Origin of the sequence: Pseudonocardia sp. ICBG162, from assembly GCF_020496225.1 — a bacterium.
Lineage (GTDB): Bacteria > Actinomycetota > Actinomycetes > Mycobacteriales > Pseudonocardiaceae > Pseudonocardia > Pseudonocardia alni.
This window is the reverse complement of sequence record NZ_JAHLJD010000031.1, coordinates 585,034-605,259: the sequence shown is the minus strand read 5'-3', so window position 1 is coordinate 605,259 and position 20,226 is coordinate 585,034. Positions and strand designations below refer to the sequence as shown.

Here is a 20,226-nt window from a genome sequence, read left to right as displayed (position 1 = left end):
AGCACCGACGACTGGCCCCCGCTCCCCAGCGTTCCCGGGCCCCGGTGCGGTTCGTCGGTCTATTGCGCGAGGAGGCGACACGTGACCGGTGTCGAGGTGAAGGTCGAGGGACTGACGAAGTCCTTCGGTCGGGCCAACATCTGGTCGGACGTGACCCTGACGCTGCCCGCGGGCGAGGTGTCGGTGCTGCTCGGGCCGTCGGGTACCGGTAAGTCGGTGTTCCTGAAGTCCCTGATCGGGCTGCTCAAGCCGGAGCGGGGGTCGATCGTGATCGAGGGCGTCGACCTGTGCAAGTGCTCGGAGTCCGAGCTGTACGAGATCCGGAAGCTGTTCGGGGTGTTGTTCCAGGACGGTGCGTTGTTCGGGTCGATGAACCTGTTCGACAACATCGCGTTCCCGTTGCGGGAGCACACGCGCAAGTCGGAGTCGGCGATCCGCGACATCGTCATGGAGAAGATCGACATGGTCGGTCTGGTCGGTGCCGAGGGCAAGCTGCCGGGTGAGATCTCGGGTGGTATGCGTAAGCGTGCGGGGTTGGCGCGGGCGTTGGTGCTGGATCCGAAGATCATTCTGTTCGACGAGCCGGACTCGGGTCTGGACCCGGTGCGGACGGCGTACCTGAACCAGCTGATCATCGATCTGAACGCGATGACGGACTCGACGTTCCTGATCGTCACCCACGACATCAACTCGGCGCAGACGGTCCCGGACAACATCGGGCTGCTCTACCGCAAGCACCTGGCCATGTTCGGCCCCCGCGAGGTCCTGCTGACCTCCGACGAGCCCGTCGTCGCCCAGTTCCTCAACGGGCGTCGCGAGGGGCCGATCGGGATGTCGGAGGAGAAGGACGCCGCCCAGGCCGCCCGCGAGATGGAGGAGGCCGGCGAGCTCGAGGGCCGCCCGCCGATGAAGCCCCAGCTCGTCGCCTCGACCGGGATGCCCGACCGGCAGGCCGTGCATCGCCGCCGTGAGCGGGTCCAGGAGATGATGCACGAGCTTCCCGAGTCGGCGCAGGAGGCGATCCGGGAGCAGTACGCCGACAGCGACGCGCAGGCGGGCGGCCCGTCGCAGGACGGCACCACCCGTCAGATGGCCCGCAGCGGCGCGACGGTGAGCGATGACCGTCCCACCGACATCCACCCGCGCATCACCGACGACACCCCCGACCCGGGCGGCCGTCACCAGCTCTCCGGCGGTGAGCGGTGAGCACCCCCAGCCCCGTCACGCGGGCGCTCACCCCGGTCGGCAAGTTCTTCGGCCTGTTCGCCGAGATCGGCCGCCAGGGACTGCGCCGGCCGTTCCAGTGGCGCGAGCTCGTCGAGCAGACCTGGTTCGTCACCAAGGTCTCGGCGCTGCCGACCGCACTGTTCACCATCCCCTTCGGTGCGACGATCGCGCTGCTGCTCGGTGAGCTGACCCGCCAGTTCGGCGCCCAGTCCCAGACCGGCGCCGGCGCGGTCCTCGCGATCGTCCAGCAGGCCGCGCCGATCGTCACCGCGCTGCTGATCTCCGGGGCGGGCGGGAGCGCCGTCTGTGCGGACCTGGGCGCGCGGACCATCCGCGAGGAGATCGCGGCGATGGAGGTGCTCGGCATCTCGCCGATCCAGCGCCTCGTCGTCCCACGGGTGCTCGCGATGGGCATCACCGCCGTCGTCCTGAACGGCCTCGCCACCTGCGTCGGCGTCGCCGGCGGCTACTTCTTCAACGTGATCATCCAGGGCGGCTCGCCCGGCGCCTACATCTCCAGCTTCTCGGCGATCGCGCAGGTCAGCGACATCGTCGTGTCGGAGATGAAGGCCTTCCTGTTCGGCATCGTCGCGGGCGTCGTCGCCGCCTTCCGCGGGCTGAACCCGCCCCCCGGCGCCAAGGGCGTCGGCGACGCGGTGAACCAGGCCGTCGTCATCTCCTTCGTCCTGGTCTTCCTGATCAACCTCGTGCTCACCGCCCTGTACCTCGAGCTCGTCCCGCCGAAGGGCTTCTGATCCATGGCAACCCCACTCGGAACACGTGCCCGGCGGGCCGCGCAGGCGCCGCTGAACCAGCTCGAGGAGCTGGGCGACCAGCTCTCGCTCTACATCCGGTCGATCCTCTGGATCCCGAAGACGCTGACCCGCTACAAGAAGGAGGTCGCCCGGCTGCTCGCCGAGGTGTCCTTCGGGTCCGGCGCGCTGATCGTCATCCTCGGGACCGTCGGCGTCATGGCGTCGCTGTCGCTGTTCGTCGGCTCGCTGGTCGGCCTGCAGGGCTTCCGGGCCCTCGACGCCCTGGGAGTCGAGGCGCTGACCGGCTTCATCACCGCCTACTTCAACACCCGCTCGATCGCCCCGCTGGTCGCCGCCTCGGCGCTGACCGCGACCCTCGGCGCGGGGTTCACCGCCCAGCTCGGCGCGATGCGGATCTCCGAGGAGATCGACGCCCTCGAGGTCATGGCCGTGCCCTCGGTGCCCTACCTGGTCACCACCCGGGTGGTCGCCGGCATCGTCGCGATCATCCCGATCTACACGCTCGGCCTGCTCGCCAGCTACGCCGCCTCGCGGATCAACGTCACGCTGATCAACGGCCTGCCGGGTGGCACGTACGACCACTACTTCGACCTGTTCCTGCCGGTCAGTGACGTACTGCTGTCCTATCTCAAAGTGATCGTGTTCGCGACGGTGATCATCCTGATCCACTGCCACTACGGCTACTCCGCCAAGGGCGGACCGGCCGGCGTCGGCGTCGCGGTCGGGCGGGCGGTGCGGCTGTCGATCGTCAGCACCGCGGTCCTCGACTTCTTCCTCACCCTCGTCATGTTCGGCACCTCGACCTCGGTGCGGGTGGCCGGATGAGGTCCACCAAGCGTGTGCTGCAGGGCCTGGCCTTCGTCACGGTCATCGTCGTCCTGCTCGGCCTGGCCGTCGCCCAGTACTCGGGGGTGTTCTCCTCCGGCGTCCCGGTCACGCTGAACGTGGCCCGGGTCGGCACCCAGATGCAGGAGCGCTCCGACGTCAAGGTCAACGGCCTGATCGTCGGGCAGGTCGACAAGGTCGTCTCGAACGGCACCGACACCAGCATCGAGATGTCGATGGACCCGCAGTACCTCGACCAGATCCCCGAGAACGTCACCGCGCAGCTGCTCCCCAAGACGCTGTTCGGCGAGAAGTTCGTCTCGCTCGTCCCGCCGGCCGCGCCGTCGACGGCCCGGCTCGCCGCGGGCGACGTCATCCCCGAGGACCGCAGCAAGGCCGCGCTGGAGGTCGAGCGCGTGCTCGACGAGCTCCTGCCGCTGCTGCAGACCGTCCGCCCGCAGGACCTCGCGACCACCCTCGGCTCGCTCTCCCAGGCCCTGCAGGGCCGCGGCAACCAGCTCGGCGAGACCCTCACCCAGCTCAACACGCTGGTCGAGGGCCTCAACCCGGCCGTGCCCGACCTGCAGGAGGACATCCGCCAGCTGGCGACGTTCTCCGACAACCTGAACCAGGCGGCGCCGGACCTGCTCGACGCGCTCGACAACCTGACGGTCACCAGCCGCACGATCGTCGAGAAGCGCGAGGGGCTGCGGAACCTCTACCGCTCCATCACCGGCGCGTCGGACGACCTGCGGGCCTTCCTCGACGCGAACGGCGAGAACATCATCGGGCTGTCGGCGGCCAGCCGGCCGACGCTGGAGACGCTCGCGCGCTACTCGCCCGAGTTCCCCTGCCTGACCCGCCAGCTCGTCGAGCTGATCCCGAAGATCAACGACGCGATCCGGCCGGGCACCGACCGGGTGGGCGTCAACATCACCCTCGAGATCGTGGCGAGCAAGGGCAAGTACCTGCCCAACCAGGACGAGCCGCGCTACGGCGACGACCGCGGCCCGCGCTGCTACCCGATCCCGGTGCCGACCGGCACCCAGTACCCGCCGGACGGCCCGTTCCGCGACGGCTCCGTCCCCGGCCCGGCCCCGGCCGGGCAGCCGATGGGCAACCCCGAGGACTTCGGGGTCGACACCTTCGGCACCTACGACGGCACGAACAGCTTCGGCCTGATCCAGGACCAGAGCGCGCAGAACGGCGCGGGCGTGCTGCCCCCGCTGACCACCACGCTCGGCCAGGTGGGCATCCAGCCGTCGTCCTACGAGGGGGCGCACCAGAGCGGCTCGGTCGACATGGGCGTCGCGAACTCCGCCGGTGAGCAGGAGGTCGTCGCGCAGCTGCTGGCCGCCCACCAGGGCGGCTCCCCGCAGGCCGTGCCGGCCTGGAGCAGCACGATGGTCGGCCCGCTCCTGCGCGGCACGGAGGTGACGCTGACGTGAGCAGGCTCCCGATCTCGGCGCTGGTCAAGTTCCTGGTCTTCGCGCTGATCACGGCGATGGGCACCACGCTGCTCGGCCTGACCATCGCGAACGCCCGCGGCGGCCAGGTCACCGAGTACACCGCCCGGTTCACCGACGCGACCGGCCTGCTGGCCGGCGACGACGTCCGCATCGCCGGCGTCGTCGTCGGGTCGATCAAGGACGTCCGCATCGTCGACCAGCGGGTCGCCGAGGTGGCGTTCGACGTCGACTCGTCCACCCCGCTGCCGGCGACGGTCAGCGCGACCCTGAAGTACAAGAACCTCATCGGCCAGCGGTACATGGCGCTGGACCAGGGCGCGGGCCCGACCGGGCAGGACCTCCCCGCCGGCGGCCAGATCCCGATCGACCGGACCCGCCCCGCGGTCAACCTGACCGTGCTGTTCAACGGCTTCCAGCCGCTGTTCCAGGGCCTCGACCCGGACCAGATCAACAAGCTGTCGATGGAGATCGTCCAGGTCCTGCAGGGCGAGGGCGGCACGGTGCAGAGCCTGCTGGCCTCGACGTCGTCGCTGACCAACTCGATCGCCGACCGCGACCAGGTCATCGGCCAGGTCATCGACAACCTGAACCTGACGCTCGACACCGTCAACCGCAACGACGAGGGCCTCAACGAGCTGATCAGCTCGCTGCAGGCGCTGGTGTCCGGGCTGGCCCAGGACCGCGAGCCCATCGGCAACGCCATCCAGTCCATCGGCGAGCTGACCCAGGTCACCGGGTCGTTCCTGGAGGACGCCCGCCCGCCGCTGCGCGACGACATCCGCAACCTCGGGGACCTCGCGACCCAGCTCGACCAGGGCCGCCCCGCGATCGAGCGGTTCCTGCAGTACACGCCGTTCAAGCTGAACCGGATCGCCCGCGTCGGCTCCTACGGCAGCTGGTTCAACTTCTACCTCTGCGGCCTCGACGGCCAGATCGGCATCTCGCCGATCCTGCCGCCGACCTCGCTGGAGCAGCTGGGCATCGGCCCGATCCGCAACCCCGAGCGGCGCTGCGGCGCGGACCCGTCCGGGATCGGGGCCGGCAACACCGTCCCGACCGACGGCTCGCAGCCCGGCGACCCCGCGGACAACCGCGCCCAGGACAACCCGTTGATGCGTGAGCCGACCACCGAGTCGGTCGGCGGCCTGCTGGACCAGGCGGCCGGCCGTGGCCCGGTCGACTCCAGCAGCGACCCGACCGCAGCGCTGCAGCCGGGAGGCAACTGATGGCACAGGCAGGGCAGAAGCGCCCCGTCCTGACGGCGGTGATCGGACTCGTGCTGATCGCGGCGCTGACACTGGCCGCGTTCAACTACGAGGCGATCTTCTCCGGGGCCACCCGCTACACCGCGGAGTTCCCCGAGGCGGCGGGCCTGCAGGCCAACGACCGCGTCACCGTGGCCGGCGTCGAGGCGGGCCGGGTGCAGAAGGTCTCCCTCGACGGCGACCACGTGAAGGTCGAGTTCACCGTCGAGGACGCCTGGGTCGGCAACCGGACCACGGCGTCGATCGAGATCGCGACGCTGCTCGGCTCCAAGTTCCTCGCCCTCGACCCGCGCGGCGACGGCGAGCAGAACCCCGACGAGCCGATCGGCCGGGACCGGACCAAGTCCCCGTTCGACGTCGTCGACGCCTTCAACGGCCTCTCCGGCACGATCGACCAGCTCGACACCACGCAGCTCGCGTCGAGCCTGACCACGCTCTCGGACACCTTCCGCGACACCCCGCCGGAGATCCGCGGGGCCCTGGACGGGCTGTCCCGCCTGTCGAACACGATCTCCAGCCGCGACGGCGAGCTGAAGAAGCTGCTCGCCAACACCCGGCAGCTGTCGACCACGCTGGCCGACCGCCGCGGCGACGTCGTGAAGCTGGTGAACGACGGCAACCTGCTGCTCGGTGAGCTGCAGCGCCGCAAGGACGCGATCGCGAACCTGCTCGACGGCGTGCAGCGCCTGTCGATCCAGCTGCGCGGCCTCGTCGCCGACAACCAGGCGCAGCTGCGCCCGGCTCTGGAGACCCTCGACCGCGTGCTGGCGGTGCTCGAGGAGAACCGCGACAACCTCGGCGAGATCCTCGACAAGGAAGCGGTGTTCGTCCGCGTGTTCGGCAACGCCCTCGGCAACGGCCGTTGGTTCGACAACTACCTGTGCGGCCTGCTGCCGCCGGTCGTGCCGCTCGGGGGTGACTGCTGATGGGGTCCTGGGCCAACGACCGGCGCCAGATCCAGTTCGGTGCCCTGATCGCCGTCGTCGCCGTCCTGGTGGCGAGCGCGATCTGGCTGATCACCTCCGGCGGCGGCCGTCAGGTCACCGCCTACTTCACCAGCTCCGCCGCGCTGTTCCAGGACAACGACGTGCGGGTGCTCGGCGTCCCGGTCGGCAAGATCGACCGGATCACGCCGGAGGGCGACCGGGTGCGGGTCGACATGACCATCACCGACGACGAGGTGCGCCTGCCCGCCGACGTCAAGGCCGCCGTCGTCTCGCCGAGCCTGGTCACCGGCCGCTACGTGCAGCTGACCCCGGTGTGGACCGGCGGACCGGAGTGGAACGGCGAGCCGATCCCGCTGGAGCGCACCGCGTTCCCGCTCGGCGTCGACGACCTCACCCGGACCGCGACCGAGCTCTCCCGGGCCCTCGGCCCGCAGGGGGCGAACAAGGACGGCGCGCTCAACGACGTCCTGGACGTCACCGCGAAGAACCTCGACGGCAACGGCCGCGCGCTCAACGACACCATCCGCAACCTGGGTGGGCTCTCGGCGACGCTGAACGGATCCAGCGGTGACCTGTTCGGCACCATCACCGAGCTGCAGAAGTTCGTCGGGACGCTGCGGGAGAACGACCCCGGCATCCGCGAGCTCAACGGGAAGCTGGCCGACGTGACCGGCTTCCTCGCGAGCCAGCGCGGCGAGCTCGGCGGGGCGCTGAACCAGCTGTCCTACGCGCTCGGCGAGGTCGCGGACTTCGTGCGGGACAACCGGTCGACGCTGCGGTCGAACGTGGACAAGCTCGCGAGCGTCTCGCAGGAGGTCGTCGACCACCAGCGGGCGCTGTCCGAGATCGCCGACGTCGCCCCGGCCGCGCTGAACAACCTCACCAACATCTACAACGGTTCCTCCGAGACCCTCGACACCCGGGCCAACATCAACGAGCTGGCCTACCCGCTGCCGGTCGCGATCTGCGAGATCCTCCGCCGCGGCGCGGGCCAGATCCCGGGTGGCCTGGACCAGCCCACCGCCGCGCTGTGCGACGGCCTGGCCCCGATCCTCGACGGCGCCGTGCCGCTGCCGACCCCGCAGCAGGTGCTCGAGCAGCTCCAGGCCGGCGGCTCCGGGGTCAACCCGGCGGTGCCCCAGCTGATGCCGGGCTCGCCGCTGTCGCTGACCGACCCGGGCTCGCAGCTGCGAGCCCCGGCCGACCCGCAGGCTCCCGCCCCCGGTGGGCAGCCCGCACCGGGTGCCACCGGCGCCCCGGCCACCCCGGCCACCCCGGCGCCGTCGACGACGACGGCCCCGCAGGCCACTCCCACCCCGGTCCCCGAGACCGAGGAGCGCGGGGGCGGCGGACTGTTCGGCCTGTTCGGAGGTGGATCGTGATCGGCTCCAGCGGCCGTGTCGGCCGGGTGTCGGCGCTGCTGACCGCCGTGGCCCTGTTCGCGGGCGGCTGCGGCGCGGTGGACGGCGGCCTCCGGGGCATCCCGCTGCCCGGTGGCGCGAACCTGGGCGACGACCCGTACTCGGTGCAGATCGAGTTCGCCGACGTCGTCGACCTCGTCCCGCAGTCGATCGTGCGCGTCGGTGACGTTCCGGTCGGCGCGGTCGAGACCGTCGCCGTCGAGCCGGGGTCGTGGAACGCGCTGGTCACCGTCGCGGTGAACCGCGACGTCAAGCTCCCGGCCAACGCCACCGCGCGGGTCCGCACGACCTCGCTGCTCGGTGAGAAGTTCGTCGAGCTGTCCCAGCCGACCGTTCCCGCCGAGGGCGACCTCGCGCGGAGCGGGAAGATCGGGCTGCAGGCCAGCGGGCGCGCGGCCGAGGTCGAGGAGGTCCTCGGGGCCCTGTCGCTGCTGCTCAACGGCGGCGGCGTGGCCCAGATCCGGACCATCTCCACCGAGCTGAACAACGCGCTGTCCGGGCGCGAGCCGCAGGTGCGGGCGCTGCTGGACAACCTCGACCGGCTCGTCGGCTCGCTCGACAGCTCCAAGGACGACATCAACCGGGCGCTCGACGGGCTCAACCGCCTGTCGGCGACGCTCGCCGAGCGTCGCCCGCAGATCGAGAACGCCCTGCAGAACATCAGCCCCGGCCTGCGCGAGCTCGAGTCCCAGCGCAGGCAGCTGGTCGGCATGCTGCAGGCGCTCGACCGGCTGTCCGGTGTCGCGACGAACGTCGTCAACCGGTCCCGCGACGACCTGCTCGCCGATCTGGAGGCGCTGCGCCCGGTGCTGCGGAACCTGGCCGACTCCGGCCAGAACCTGCCGGACTCGCTGCAGCTGCTGCTGTCGATCCCGTTCACCGACGCGGCCACCGACGCCGTCGCCGGTGACTACGCCAACCTCTACGTGAAGCTGGACCTGGACCTCGGTTCGATCCTGCGCAACATCCTGAACTCCAACCAGCTCGGGCTGCCGCTCGACCCGACGCAGCTGGCCCAGCTGCCGCCCACCGCGCAGCTGCTGACGCCGCTGCTCGGCGCGACCCCGCGGCAGCCGGCCCCGGCGGTCCCGGGTGCGCCCGCGCTGCCGCTGCTCGGGACCGAGCAGCCCACCACCGCGCCGGCGCCGCCCGCCTCGGGCACCGCGCCGGCCACCCCGGCACCGTCGGCGACCCCGGCACCGAGCCCGACGCCGGAGCAGGGCTCCGGTGGCGGCGGCCTGCTCGGCGGACTCTTCGGAGGCGGATCGTGATCACCAAGACCGTCCGCTGGCAGCTGACCGCGCTGGTGCTCGTCACCATCGTGGCGGTCGGCTACGCGGGCTTCCGCTATGCGGGCCTCGACCGTATCTTCGGCGCGACGACCTACCCGGTCACGGTGGAGCTCGCCGACTCCGGCGGGATCTTCAGCGGCGCCGATGTCACCTACCGCGGCGTGAGCGTCGGCCGGGTCGGGCAGCTGTCGCTGACCGCCCGCGGCGTCGACGTCCAGCTCGACATCGAGAACTCCGCGCCGTCCATCCCGGCCGACGCCCGGGCCGTTGTCGGGAACCTCTCGCCGATCGGCGAGCAGTACGTCGACCTCCAGCCGGTGGCCGACGGCGGCGAGGCGCTCGCCTCCGGCTCGGTCATCCCGCAGGACCGCACCCGGACCCCGGTCCAGATCAACACCTTCCTGACCGAGCTGGACCAGCTCGTGTCGACGGTGCCGAAGGACTCGCTGCAGACCGTCGTCCGCGAGCTCGGCCAGGGCTTCGAGGGCACCGCGCAGCCGCTGCAGCAGCTGCTCGACACCACCGGGGAGTTCACCCGGGCCGCCACCGACGCGCTGCCGCAGACGACCGCGCTGATCCGCGACGCCCGGCCGGTGCTCACCACGCAGAACGAGGTGGCCCCGCAGTTCCAGGAGTTCAGCCGCGGCCTGCGCGAGGTCACCGAGCAGCTCAAGCAGTCCGACCCGGACCTGCGCCGGATCATCGACGACGGCCCGCGCCTGGGCGACCAGGTCAGCGGCCTGCTCCGGGAGAGCGGCCCCGGGCTCGGCGAGTCGATCGCGAACCTGCGGACGGTGACCGAACTGCTGGCCCCGCGCCAGGCGGGCCTGCGCCAGCTGCTCGTGACCTACCCCGGCCTGGTGGCCGTCGCGCCGAAGGTCGTGCCCGGCGACGGGACCGCGCACCTCGGCCTGGTCGTCAACATCGCCGACCCGCCGGTCTGCACCCGGGGCTACGAGGGCACGCCCAACCGCGGTGGCCTCGACGTCTCCGAGCGACCGGTGAACGAGGACGCCCGCTGCACCGAGCCCCCCGGAAGCCCCACCAACGTGCGCGGAATGCAGAATGTGCCGAGGCCCCAGCCGCTCGAGGTGCCGGACTACTCCGGCAACTCGGGGTTCGGCGGCCACGGTGACGGTCACCACGGCGGCGACACCGCCGACGGACCGGCCCCGCGGCCGAACGCCGGGTCGCTCGGCGACGACCGTGCCGAGCGGGTCGCGACGCCGGGCCTGGTGACGAGCTTCGCCCAGATCCTGGGCGGTTGAGCACGACGGTCGCGCCCCGTCCGGGGCGCGACCGGCACGACGGCCGCGGGGGACCGCCGTCCGCCGGACGGCGCGGACCCCCACGGCCGGCCCACGGCCGCCCGGTGCGGTCGCCGAGCGGCTGTGCCCCCGCAGCCGGGAGGAGGAACGCTCCCCGATGAACACCGACGTTGCCGGCTCCGACGCCGACACGAAGGCCGACCCGACGGCCGACACCCCCGACGGTGCCGCGCCCGTGGAGCCTGCCACCGGTCCGGACGGCGGCCAGGCCCCGCCCGGACCGCTCGCCAGGGCCCTGCCCGTGGCCGCCGTCGTCGCGGCCGTGCTCGCGCTCGTGCTGGGCGGCCTGTGGCTGTTCGCGCTGAACAGCGACGCCACCCAGGTCGCGCAGGCCCGCGACGAGGCGCTCCGTGACGCCCGCCAGGCCGTGATCAACCTGAACACCCTGGACCACAAGGACGCCCAGAAGGGCCTGGACCTGTGGATCCAGTCCTCGGCCGGGTCGGTCCGCGACGAGTTCGTGTCCAACCGCGACGCCTACGCCAAGCTGGTCACCGACCAGAAGCGCACCACCGCCGCGACCGTCACCGACGCCGCGGTGACCGAGGTCGACCCGCGCGCCGGGACCGCCCGGGTGCTCGCCGGCGTCGACGTGACCGTCACGCCCGAGGGCGGTCAGCCCGCCGTGACCCGCCAGCGCATCGAGCTCGGCATGGTCCGCACCGACGACGGCTGGAAGGTCGACGCACTGGAGCCGCTGGTCACCCCGGGTACGGGCTGACCCTCCGGCCCGACCCCCGGCCCCCCGGCGGTGCCCCGCACCGCCCCGCTCCCAGGTCGACCACCCCAGGAGGTCACCGCATGTCCACCCCCCGCCGCCGCCCCGCGGGCGGCATCCGCAGGCCCCAGGTCGCGGGCCGCCCGCGCACCCGCGCCGACGAGCCCGACGAGGAGGAGACCGGCACCGGCGGTGTCGCCCTCGACGAGCGCTCCGGTGACGCGGTCCCGTCCGCCGCACCGGTGCGCTCCGGCGACGCCGGGCGCACCGACACCCCCGGCACGGCCGCCGACGACGCCGACGGCGCCCCGGCCGACGCCGACGGCACCCCGCGCCGCCGGTCGGTGCTGTCCGCCCCGACCACCCGGCGCGCGACCGGCCTGCTGCTCGCCGTCACGGTGCTGCTCGTCGCGGCCGCCGCGTTCTTCGGCGCCGAGTGGTACCGCACCACCTTCACCGGGTCGGCGTCCAACACCGCGCTCACCGACGTCGGCACCACCGCGCAGGTCAGCGAGCAGGTCGGTGAGGCGATCACGAAGGTCTACTCCTTCGACTACGCCCGCCTCCAGCAGGCCGAGGACGACGCCCGCGGCGTCATCACCCCGGGCTTCCAGCCGGAGTTCGACAAGATCTTCGACAGCGTGAAGGACCTGGCCCCGCAGCAGAAGGCCGTGGTCACCGCGACGATCCCGAAGCTCGCCGTGGCGAGCATCGACGGCGACCGCGCGACCGTCTACGCCTTCGTCAACCAGGTCATCCGCCGCCAGGCCGACGGCGGCGCCCCGCAGGAGGGCGCCGCGGCGGCCCGGCTGCGGGTCGACGCCCAGTTCGTCGACGGCCGCTGGAAGATCTCGGCGATGACGCCGGCCTGAGCAGGTCCCGCCTCGCCGTACCCCCGGGTGAACCGGGGGTACGGCGAGGAGTATGGTTACTCCCGATCCACCGAAGACCGCAGGTCCGCGTCCTTCCCGAAGGGCGTACGAAGGTTCCGGGAACGTCCGGACGGCCCGCGCAGGAGGACGAGGCGACACCGGGCGCGCGAGCGCCCCACGAACTTCCGACGCCCCGTGCTGCTGCGCACGGGGCGTTCGTCGTCTCCGGGGTCGGAGTGGGAACTGCGTCGGTGGCACCCCCAAGCACGTCCCACGTGCACGAGACCGACCCCCGAGAGGAGGGCAGCGATGGCAGCACCTGAGAAGGTCGCAGCGGTCGAGGAGATCACCAACCGCTTCCGCGAGTCGGACGCCTCGGTCGTGACCGAGTACCGCGGGCTCAGCGTCGCCAAGCTGACCCAGCTGCGCCGGGACCTGGGTGCGGGCGCGAACTTCCGCGTCGCGAAGAACACCCTGGTCAAGCGCGCGGCGGCGGAGGCCGGGGTCCAGGGCCTGGACGACCTGCTCGCCGGCCCGACGGCCATCACCTTCATCAAGGGTGAGCCCGTCGAGGCCGCGAAGGCGATCAAGCAGTTCGCGAAGGACAACCCCGGTCTGACGATCAAGGGCGGGTACATGGACGGGCGCGCCCTGTCCACCGCCGAGGTCGAGCAGCTGGCGGACCTCGAGACCCGCGAGGTCCTGCTGGCCAAGCTGGCCGGCGCGATGAAGGCGAACCTGTCCAAGGCCGCCGGGCTGTTCAACGCCCCGGCCTCGCAGGTCGCCCGCCTCGCGCAGGCGCTGGCCGACAAGAAGGCCGAGTCCGGCGAGTCCGCCGCTCCGGCCGAGGCCGACGGCGACTCCGCCGAGAGCTGATCACCACCCCCATCTGTCTTTCGTAGAGAAAGGACCGCCACCATGGCGAAGCTGTCCACCGACGAGCTGCTCGACGCCTTCAAGGAGCTCACCCTGCTCGAGCTCTCGGACTTCGTGAAGAAGTTCGAGGAGACCTTCGAGGTCACCGCGGCCGCCCCGGTCGCCGTCGCCGCCGCGGGTGCCCCCGCCGCCGGTGCCGCCCCCGCCGAGGAGGAGAAGGACGAGTTCGACGTCGTCCTCGAGGCCGCCGGTGACAAGAAGATCCAGGTCATCAAGGTCGTCCGTGAGGTCGTCTCGGGCCTGGGCCTGAAGGAGGCGAAGGACCTCGTCGAGTCCGCGCCGAAGCCGCTGCTCGAGGGTGTCGCCAAGGAGGCCGCCGAGGCCGCCAAGACGAAGCTCGAGGAGGCCGGCGCCAAGGTCTCGCTCAAGTGACCTGAGCACCGCTCGCACGACGGGGCGCCGACCCACCGGGTCGGCGCCCCGTCGTCGTCTCCGGGATCAGGTCTGCTCGCGGGCCCGCAGCTCGCGGCGCAGCACCTTGCCCGTGACGGTCTTGGGGACCTCGTCGAGCAGCTCCACCTGCCGCGGGTACTTGTAGGCCGCCATCCGCTCCTTGGTGAACGCGATCAGCTCCTCCGGGGTGGCCGAGGCGCCCGCCCGCAGCGACACGAACGCCTTCACCGTCTCGCCCCGGTACTCGTCGGCGACGCCGACCACCGCGGCCTCCCGCACCGCCGGGTGCTCGTAGAGCACGTCCTCCACCTCGCGCGGCCACACCTTGTAGCCGCCCGCGTTGATCTGGTCCTTCTTGCGGTCGACGATGTAGAACCAGCCGTCGGCGTCCATGTAGCCGACGTCCCCCGTTCTGAGTTCGGGCTGCGCGAGTTCCCCGGTGGGGAACGCGTGGGCCGTCTCCTCGGGCTTGCCCCAGTAGCCCGCGACGACCTGCGGCCCGGACGTGCAGATCTCCCCGATCTCGCCGGGCGGGAGCTCCGCGCCGTCGTCGTCGAGGATGCGCACGACGGTGCCGTAGATCGGGACACCGACCGACAGCGCCCCGGACGCGGAGTCCACCGGCCCCTGCGTGCCGATCGGCGTCGCGTGCGACGGCGAGGTGGTCTCGGTCAGCCCGTAGATGTTGTGGATCCACAGCCCGAACGCCTCGTGGAACGCGGTGACCGTCGACGGCGGGATCGGCGCCCCGCCCGAACAGATCGTGCGCAGCGACGCGAACGCCTCCCGGTCGGCGTTCGGGGCGTTCATCAGCGCGATGAACACGGTGATCGCCCCGACGGTCAGGGTCGGCCGGTGCTCCCGGATGACGTCGACGCCCAGCGACGGCTCGAACCGGTGGAACAGCACCAGCGGCGCGGCCAGGTACTGGGCGAGGGTCACGTGCGCGATCAGCCCGGTGATGTGGAACAGCGGGGCGATGCCGAGGACGATCTCGTCGTCGCCGAGGCCGCACCAGGTGGCGTAGGCCTGGCTGGTGAAGACGACGTTGCCGTGGGTGTTCATCGCGCCCTTGGGCGGCCCGGTGGTCCCCGAGGTGTAGGTGAGGAACGCGGTGTCGCCTGCGGTGAACGACACCGGCGGGGGAGTGCTGCCCCGGTGCGTCTCCAGGAACGCGCCGAGGTCGGTGACGTCGTCGCCGGACAGGTCCGGCCGCGCGGAGTCGGGCAGCGCGCGCGGGTCGTCGCGGGTCTGGAACTCGCGCTCGGAGGTGGTGAGCACGGTGCGCACACCCGGCTGCCCGGCCAGCACGGTCCGCGCGACGCCGTCGTAGAGCGACTCCAGGCACACCAGCACCGACGACCCGGAGTCGCGCAGCAGCAGCTCCAGCTCCCGCTCCCGGTTCATCGGGTTGATCGACACCGCGACGCCGCCGGCCTTCCAGGTGCCGACCAGGCCGAGGACGAACTGCGGCACGTTCTGCAGATACATCGCGACCCGCTCGCCCGCGGTGAACCCGCCGGCGAGCAGCCCGGCGGCGAAGGCGTCGGTGAGCTCGTCGAGCTCGCGGTAGGTGAGCGCGCCGTCGAAGTAGCGGATCGCGTCGCCGTCGGGGTTGCGCGCCACCGCGGCGCGGAACATCGACAGCGCGTCCGGGAAGTCCGGGGTGATGTCGTGCGGCTGGCCCTCGGCGTAGCGGGCCAGCCAGGGGCGGTCGGCGTAGGACATCAGCGGATCACGATCGGGTTCACCGGTGCCCCCGTGCCGTTGACGACCTTCAGCGGGGCCGCGGCGTAGAGGAAGCTCCACCGTCCGTCGGCGGCGCAGGCGTCGGCGAGGTCGTCGAGCCAGGCGATCTCGGTGAGGGCGACGCCGAGGTTGCGCATCAGCGCGCAGTGCAGCGGGAGCGCGACGCCGGTGTGCGGCTCGCTGGTCACCTCGTTGGCGATCGTGTCGGTGACGAGGTTCGGGATCTCCTTGCGCTGGAACCACTCCACGAGCTCGCGCGAGTAGGTGAGCCCGGGCTCGGTGAAGTCGGTGTAGAAGGTGGCCGGGTCGTTGAGCTCGTACCAGTACTTCATCCATCCGGTGCGGATGACGAGCACGTCGTGCGGCTCGATCGTGACGCCCTGTGCCTGCGCGGCGGCCTCGAGGTCGGTGTGGTCGAAGGTCTCGCCCTTGTCGAGCCATTCCTTGCCGCGGTGCCGGGCCATGTCGATGAGCACGCCCCGCCCGACGACGCCCTTCTCCGCGATCGGCAGCACCGAGGCCCGGTCCATCGCGTCGACGGTGGAGCGCGCGTCGTAGCCGTTCCAGAGCTTGCCGTCGTACCAGACGTGGCCGAGCGCGTCGTACTGCGTGGAGCCCTGCAGGAAGATGAGGGCGGTGTCGTCGGCGTAGTGCAGACCGCCGGGGAACTGCGGCGCGTCGGCCGAGTCCCAGGTGCCCTCGTCCATGACGTTCTGGCGCTTGATGCCCTCGCGGCCCGGCCACAGCGGGTCGCCCGGCGCCTCGGTGCGTCCCATGTGGATCTGCAGGGTGAACACCTCGCCGGACCGGACGTGCTGCACGCCGCGCAGGACCTCGCCCGCGTCCAGGTAGTTCAGGCAGCCGAGCTCGTCGTCGGGACCCCACTTGCCCCAGTTGCTGGGGGCGTCGTCACCGAGGAGCTCGCGCATGGGAGGAGTGCTGTCGGACATCGTCGTCCTTTCGTCGCCGCCGGCCGTCACCGACCTGTGACCGATCGTTGGCGCCCCGACGACACCGTGTCAACCGTCACGCGGAGCGACCTGAACGGGCGTCGGTGGACCGGTCGTCCCGGCAGGATGACCGCTCGTCGACGAAGTGGGACTTGACTCGGTGCGGCGTGCAGGTCACTCTTGGGCAACGGTGGTTGCCTGGATGCTGGAATCGGCGACCTGTCTCGACAGCTGCGCTCGCAGCGTCTATAGTCATTCTTTGCGCTGTCTGCGTCCAGGCTCACGCGCTCATGACCGGGGAAGACTTCCGGACCGATCCGTCGGCCGCCGGAGAGGGTTCGGCGGATATGGGTGCGGGGGTTCGTTCGTCCGTCAGCGCCCGACAACAGACGGCGTGCGACGTGGCCGGCTACCGGCTTCTCGATCCGGGGGGACCCCGATCGGATCGAGGGAGACGGTAGCGCCCGCCACCGGCGCACGCCAGACGAGAAGCGCAGTTCTCGGAAGGACGCATCTTGGCTGTCTCCCGCGCCGCCGCGACCACCTCGACCCTCTCCGCTTCGGCGAACCCGAACTACCCCGGCGCACCCACCCGGGTCACCTTCGCGAAGATCGCCCAGCCGTTGGAGGTCCCCGACCTTCTCGACCTGCAGATCCAGTCGTACGAGTGGCTGGTCGGCAGCGAGGCCTGGTTCCAGCGCCGGATCGAGGCCGGTGACGATCTCCCGGTGAGCGGTCTGGAGGAGATCCTCACCGAGATCTCGCCGATCGAGGACTTCTCGGGCTCGATGTCGCTGTCCTTCTCCGACCCGCGCTTCGACGAGGTCAAGGCCTCCGTCGAGGAGTGCCGGGACAAGGACATGACCTACGGTGCCCCGCTGTTCGTGACGGCGGAGTTCACGAACAACACCACCGGTGAGATCAAGTCCCAGACGGTCTTCATGGGCGAGTTCCCCGTGATGACCGACAAGGGCACCTTCATCATCAACGGCACCGAGCGCGTCGTCGTGTCGCAGCTCGTCCGTTCGCCGGGTGTCTACTTCGACCACGCGATCGACAAGACGACCGAGAAGGACGTCTACTCGGTCAAGATCATCCCGAGCCGGGGTGCGTGGCTGGAGTTCGACGTCGACAAGCGCGACACCGTCGGTGTCCGCATCGACCGCAAGCGCCGTCAGCCGGTCACCGTGCTGCTGAAGGCCCTGGGGTGGACCGCCGAGCAGATCGGTGAGCGTTTCGGGTTCTCCGAGACAATCATGACGACGCTCGAGAAGGACAACACCGCGGGCCAGGACGAGGCGCTGCTCGACATCTACCGCAAGCTGCGCCCCGGCGAGCCGCCGACGCGCGAGTCGGCCCAGGCGCTCCTGGAGAACCTGTTCTTCAAGGACAAGCGCTACGACATGGCCAAGGTCGGTCGCTACAAGGCCAACAAGAAGCTCGGCCTCGACATCGAGAACTCGGTCGGCACGCTGACCGAGGAGGATGTCGCCACCACCATCGAGTACCTCGTCCGGCTGCACGCCGGCGAGACCACGATGGCCGTGGGCTCCGGTGACTCCGCGCGGGAGATCCCGGTCGAGACCGACGACATCGACCACTTCGGCAACCGGCGCCTGCGCACCGTCGGCGAGCTGATCCAGAACCAGGTCCGGGTCGGTCTGTCCCGCACCGAGCGGGTCGTCCGCGAGCGGATGACCACCCAGGACGTCGAGGCGATCACGCCGCAGACCCTGATCAACACCCGGCCGATCACGGCCGCGATCCGGGAGTTCTTCGGCACCTCGCAGCTGTCGCAGTTCATGGACCAGCACAACCCGCTGGCCGGACTGACCCACAAGCGCCGCCTGTCGGCGCTCGGCCCGGGCGGTCTGTCCCGTGAGCGTGCCGGCATGGAGGTCCGCGACGTCCACCCGTCGCACTACGGCCGCATGTGCCCGATCGAGACCCCCGAGGGTCCGAACATCGGTCTGATCGGCTCGCTGGCGTCCTTCGCGCGGGTCAACCCGTTCGGCTTCATCGAGACGCCGTACCGCAAGGTCGTCGAGGGTGTCGTCACCTCCCAGATCGACTACCTGACCGCCGACGAGGAGGACCGCTTCGTCGTCGCCCAGGCGAACGCCCGCCTCAACGAGGACGGCTCGTTCGCCGAGGACCGGATCCTGGTCCGCCGCAAGGGCGGCGAGGTCGACCTGATCTCGCCCTCGGGCGTCGAGTACATCGACGTCTCGCCGCGCCAGATGGTGTCGGTCGCGACGGCGATGATCCCGTTCCTCGAGCACGACGACGCGAACCGCGCGCTGATGGGCGCGAACATGCAGCGCCAGTCGGTGCCGCTGCTGCGCTCGGAGTCGCCGCTGGTCGGTACCGGCATGGAGCTGCGTGCCGCCGTCGACGCCGGTGACGTCGTCACCGCCGAGTCCGCCGGTGTCGTCGAGGAGCTGTGCGCCGACTACATCACCGTCATGGACGACGAGGGGCAGCGTCAGACCTACCGTCTGAACAAGTTCCGCCGCTCGAACCAGGGCACCTGCAACAACCAGAAGCCCATCGTGGACGAGGGGCAGCGGGTCGAGGTGGGCCAGGTGCTCGCCGACGGTCCCTGCACCGAGAACGGTGAGATGGCGCTGGGCAAGAACCTGCTCGTGGCGATCATGCCGTGGGAGGGCCACAACTACGAGGACGCGATCATCCTGTCGCAGCGCCTCGTGCAGGACGACGTGCTCACCTCGATCCACATCGAGGAGCACGAGATCGACGCGCGCGACACGAAGCTGGGCGCCGAGGAGATCACCCGGGACATCCCGAACGTCTCCGAGGACGTGCTGGCCGACCTCGACGAGCGCGGCATCATCCGGATCGGCGCCGAGGTCCAGCCCGGCGACATCCTGGTCGGCAAGGTCACGCCCAAGGGCGAGACCGAGCTGACCCCGGAGGAGCGCCTGCTCCGCGCGATCTTCGGTGAGAAGGCGCGCGAGGTCCGCGACACCTCGCTGAAGGTCCCGCACGGCGAGAACGGCAAGGTCATCGGCATCCGGGTCTTCTCCCGCGACGACGACGACGAGCTGGCCCCGGGCGTCAACGAGCTGGTCCGCGTCTACGTGGCCCAGAAGCGCAAGATCTCCGACGGCGACAAGCTCGCCGGCCGGCACGGCAACAAGGGCGTCATCGGCAAGATCCTCCCGCAGGAGGACATGCCGTTCCTCCCGGACGGCACGCCGGTCGACATCATCCTGAACACCCACGGTGTGCCGCGTCGTATGAACATCGGCCAGATCCTGGAGACCCACCTCGGGTGGATCGCCAAGTCCGGCTGGGAGATCGAGGGCACGCCCGAGTGGGCGGCGCAGATGCCCGAGGAGCTCTACTCGGTGCCCGCCGACACGAACACCGCGACGCCGGTGTTCGACGGTGCGCGCGAGCACGAGATCACGGGTCTGCTGGGCTCGACCCGTCCCAACCGGGACGGCGAGCGGATGGTCGGTCCGGACGGCAAGGCGCAGCTGCTCGACGGCCGCTCCGGTGAGCCGTACCCGTTCCCGGTCGCGGTCGGCTACATGTACATCCTGAAGCTGGCCCACCTGGTGGACGACAAGATCCACGCCCGGTCGACCGGCCCCTACTCGATGATCACCCAGCAGCCGCTGGGCGGTAAGGCGCAGTTCGGTGGCCAGCGCTTCGGTGAGATGGAGTGCTGGGCGATGCAGGCGTACGGCGCCGCCTACACCCTGCAGGAGCTGCTGACGATCAAGTCCGACGACGTCGTGGGCCGCGTGAAGGTCTACGAGGCGATCGTCAAGGGCGAGAACATCCCGGAGCCGGGGATCCCCGAGTCGTTCAAGGTGCTCCTCAAGGAGCTGCAGTCGCTCTGCCTGAACGTCGAGGTGCTCTCCAGCGACGGTGCGGCGATCGAGATGCGGGACGCCGACGACGAGGACCTCGAGCGTGCCGCGGCGAACCTGGGCATCAACCTGTCCAGCCGCCCGGGCTCGGAGTCGATGACCGTCGACGACGTCGTCAACTGACCCCCGTCCGACCAGCCGCCCTTTAAACGAAGA

The 20,226-nt window shown here is 70.9% G+C and carries 15 protein-coding genes and 1 pseudogene; 14 read left to right on the top strand and 2 right to left on the bottom strand.

Annotation, left to right across the window (positions count from 1 at the left end; translation table 11 throughout):
* Nucleotides 1–81 precede the first annotated feature (81 nt).
* From KPL60_RS27615 to rplL, 13 genes and pseudogenes are all read left to right on the top strand, one after another.
* On the top strand, nucleotides 82–1,206 hold the full coding sequence (locus KPL60_RS27615) for an ABC transporter ATP-binding protein (protein WP_226353842.1): 1,125 nt from the start codon (nucleotides 82–84) through the stop codon (nucleotides 1,204–1,206).
* Complete coding sequence (locus KPL60_RS27610) at nucleotides 1,203–1,982, top strand: ABC transporter permease (RefSeq protein ID WP_226353841.1); 780 nt, start codon at nucleotides 1,203–1,205, stop codon at nucleotides 1,980–1,982. The genes KPL60_RS27615 and KPL60_RS27610 overlap by 4 nt, the downstream gene beginning before the upstream one ends.
* 3 nt (nucleotides 1,983–1,985) lie before the next feature.
* Nucleotides 1,986–2,828, top strand: a complete 843-nt coding sequence (locus tag KPL60_RS27605) for an ABC transporter permease (protein WP_226353840.1) — start codon at nucleotides 1,986–1,988, stop codon at nucleotides 2,826–2,828.
* Entirely contained in the window at nucleotides 2,825–4,276 is a 1,452-nt protein-coding gene (locus KPL60_RS27600) for an MCE family protein (protein ID WP_226353839.1), read from the top strand. Before KPL60_RS27605 ends, KPL60_RS27600 begins: the two co-directional genes overlap by 4 nt.
* A gap of 11 nt (nucleotides 4,277–4,287) precedes the next feature.
* Nucleotides 4,288–5,274 (top strand): annotated as a pseudogene (locus KPL60_RS27595) (MCE family protein); the annotation flags it as partial.
* Between the two features lie 248 nt (nucleotides 5,275–5,522).
* Nucleotides 5,523–6,488 (top strand): MCE family protein, encoded by a 966-nt coding sequence (locus tag KPL60_RS27590; RefSeq protein WP_226353838.1) that lies wholly within the window; start codon nucleotides 5,523–5,525, stop codon nucleotides 6,486–6,488.
* Entirely contained in the window at nucleotides 6,488–7,891 is a 1,404-nt protein-coding gene (locus tag KPL60_RS27585) for an MCE family protein (RefSeq protein ID WP_226367641.1), read from the top strand. Before KPL60_RS27590 ends, KPL60_RS27585 begins: the two co-directional genes overlap by 1 nt.
* Nucleotides 7,888–9,201 carry an MCE family protein gene (locus KPL60_RS27580; protein ID WP_226367640.1) on the top strand — a complete coding sequence of 438 codons (1,314 nt, stop codon included), beginning with the start codon at nucleotides 7,888–7,890 and terminating at the stop codon, nucleotides 9,199–9,201. The genes KPL60_RS27585 and KPL60_RS27580 overlap by 4 nt, the downstream gene beginning before the upstream one ends.
* Nucleotides 9,198–10,490, top strand: coding sequence for an MCE family protein (locus KPL60_RS27575; RefSeq protein WP_226367639.1), 1,293 nt, complete (start codon nucleotides 9,198–9,200; stop codon nucleotides 10,488–10,490). The genes KPL60_RS27580 and KPL60_RS27575 overlap by 4 nt, the downstream gene beginning before the upstream one ends.
* A gap of 157 nt (nucleotides 10,491–10,647) precedes the next feature.
* Nucleotides 10,648–11,271, top strand: a complete 624-nt coding sequence (locus KPL60_RS27570; RefSeq protein WP_178375981.1) for a hypothetical protein — start codon at nucleotides 10,648–10,650, stop codon at nucleotides 11,269–11,271.
* Nucleotides 11,272–11,351: 80 nt separating this feature from the next.
* Complete coding sequence (locus KPL60_RS27565) at nucleotides 11,352–12,140, top strand: nuclear transport factor 2 family protein (RefSeq protein ID WP_226367638.1); 789 nt, start codon at nucleotides 11,352–11,354, stop codon at nucleotides 12,138–12,140.
* 309 nt (nucleotides 12,141–12,449) lie between these two features.
* Nucleotides 12,450–13,016, top strand: coding sequence for a 50S ribosomal protein L10 (gene rplJ, locus KPL60_RS27560; RefSeq protein WP_226353833.1), 567 nt, complete (start codon nucleotides 12,450–12,452; stop codon nucleotides 13,014–13,016).
* A 42-nt stretch (nucleotides 13,017–13,058) separates the two neighbouring features.
* Nucleotides 13,059–13,448 (top strand): 50S ribosomal protein L7/L12, encoded by a 390-nt coding sequence (gene rplL / locus KPL60_RS27555; protein ID WP_062397856.1) that lies wholly within the window; start codon nucleotides 13,059–13,061, stop codon nucleotides 13,446–13,448.
* Between the two features lie 66 nt (nucleotides 13,449–13,514).
* Here rplL and KPL60_RS27550 read toward each other — a convergent pair whose 3' ends face one another.
* Both KPL60_RS27550 and KPL60_RS27545 read right to left on the bottom strand, forming a co-directional pair.
* The gene (locus KPL60_RS27550; RefSeq protein ID WP_226367637.1) at nucleotides 13,515–15,197 is read right to left on the bottom strand and encodes an AMP-binding protein; all 1,683 of its coding nucleotides are present in this window, start codon (nucleotides 15,195–15,197) and stop codon (nucleotides 13,515–13,517) included.
* Nucleotides 15,197–16,168 (bottom strand): cyclase family protein, encoded by a 972-nt coding sequence (locus KPL60_RS27545; RefSeq protein WP_062397852.1) that lies wholly within the window; start codon nucleotides 16,166–16,168, stop codon nucleotides 15,197–15,199. The genes KPL60_RS27550 and KPL60_RS27545 overlap by 1 nt, the downstream gene beginning before the upstream one ends.
* A 515-nt stretch (nucleotides 16,169–16,683) precedes the next feature.
* Between KPL60_RS27545 and KPL60_RS27540 the strand changes: the two genes are divergently transcribed.
* Nucleotides 16,684–20,193, top strand: coding sequence for a DNA-directed RNA polymerase subunit beta (locus KPL60_RS27540; RefSeq protein ID WP_226353831.1), 3,510 nt, complete (start codon nucleotides 16,684–16,686; stop codon nucleotides 20,191–20,193).
* Nucleotides 20,194–20,226 lie beyond the last annotated feature (33 nt).

Bases quoted from the DNA above. Each gene is read 5' to 3' on its own strand.
- KPL60_RS27605 (WP_226353840.1), top strand. From the start codon at position 1,986: ATGGCAACCCCACTCGGAACACGTGCCCGGCGGGCCGCGCAGGCGCCG.
- KPL60_RS27600 (WP_226353839.1), top strand. From the start codon at position 2,825: ATGAGGTCCACCAAGCGTGTGCTGCAGGGCCTGGCCTTCGTCACGGTC.
- KPL60_RS27550 (WP_226367637.1), bottom strand. From the start codon at position 15,197: ATGTCCTACGCCGACCGCCCCTGGCTGGCCCGCTACGCCGAGGGCCAG.
- rplL (WP_062397856.1), top strand. From the start codon at position 13,059: ATGGCGAAGCTGTCCACCGACGAGCTGCTCGACGCCTTCAAGGAGCTC.
- KPL60_RS27585 (WP_226367641.1), top strand. From the start codon at position 6,488: ATGGGGTCCTGGGCCAACGACCGGCGCCAGATCCAGTTCGGTGCCCTG.
- KPL60_RS27590 (WP_226353838.1), top strand. From the start codon at position 5,523: ATGGCACAGGCAGGGCAGAAGCGCCCCGTCCTGACGGCGGTGATCGGA.
- KPL60_RS27545 (WP_062397852.1), bottom strand. From the start codon at position 16,168: ATGTCCGACAGCACTCCTCCCATGCGCGAGCTCCTCGGTGACGACGCC.
- KPL60_RS27565 (WP_226367638.1), top strand. From the start codon at position 11,352: ATGTCCACCCCCCGCCGCCGCCCCGCGGGCGGCATCCGCAGGCCCCAG.
- rplJ (WP_226353833.1), top strand. From the start codon at position 12,450: ATGGCAGCACCTGAGAAGGTCGCAGCGGTCGAGGAGATCACCAACCGC.
- KPL60_RS27570 (WP_178375981.1), top strand. From the start codon at position 10,648: ATGAACACCGACGTTGCCGGCTCCGACGCCGACACGAAGGCCGACCCG.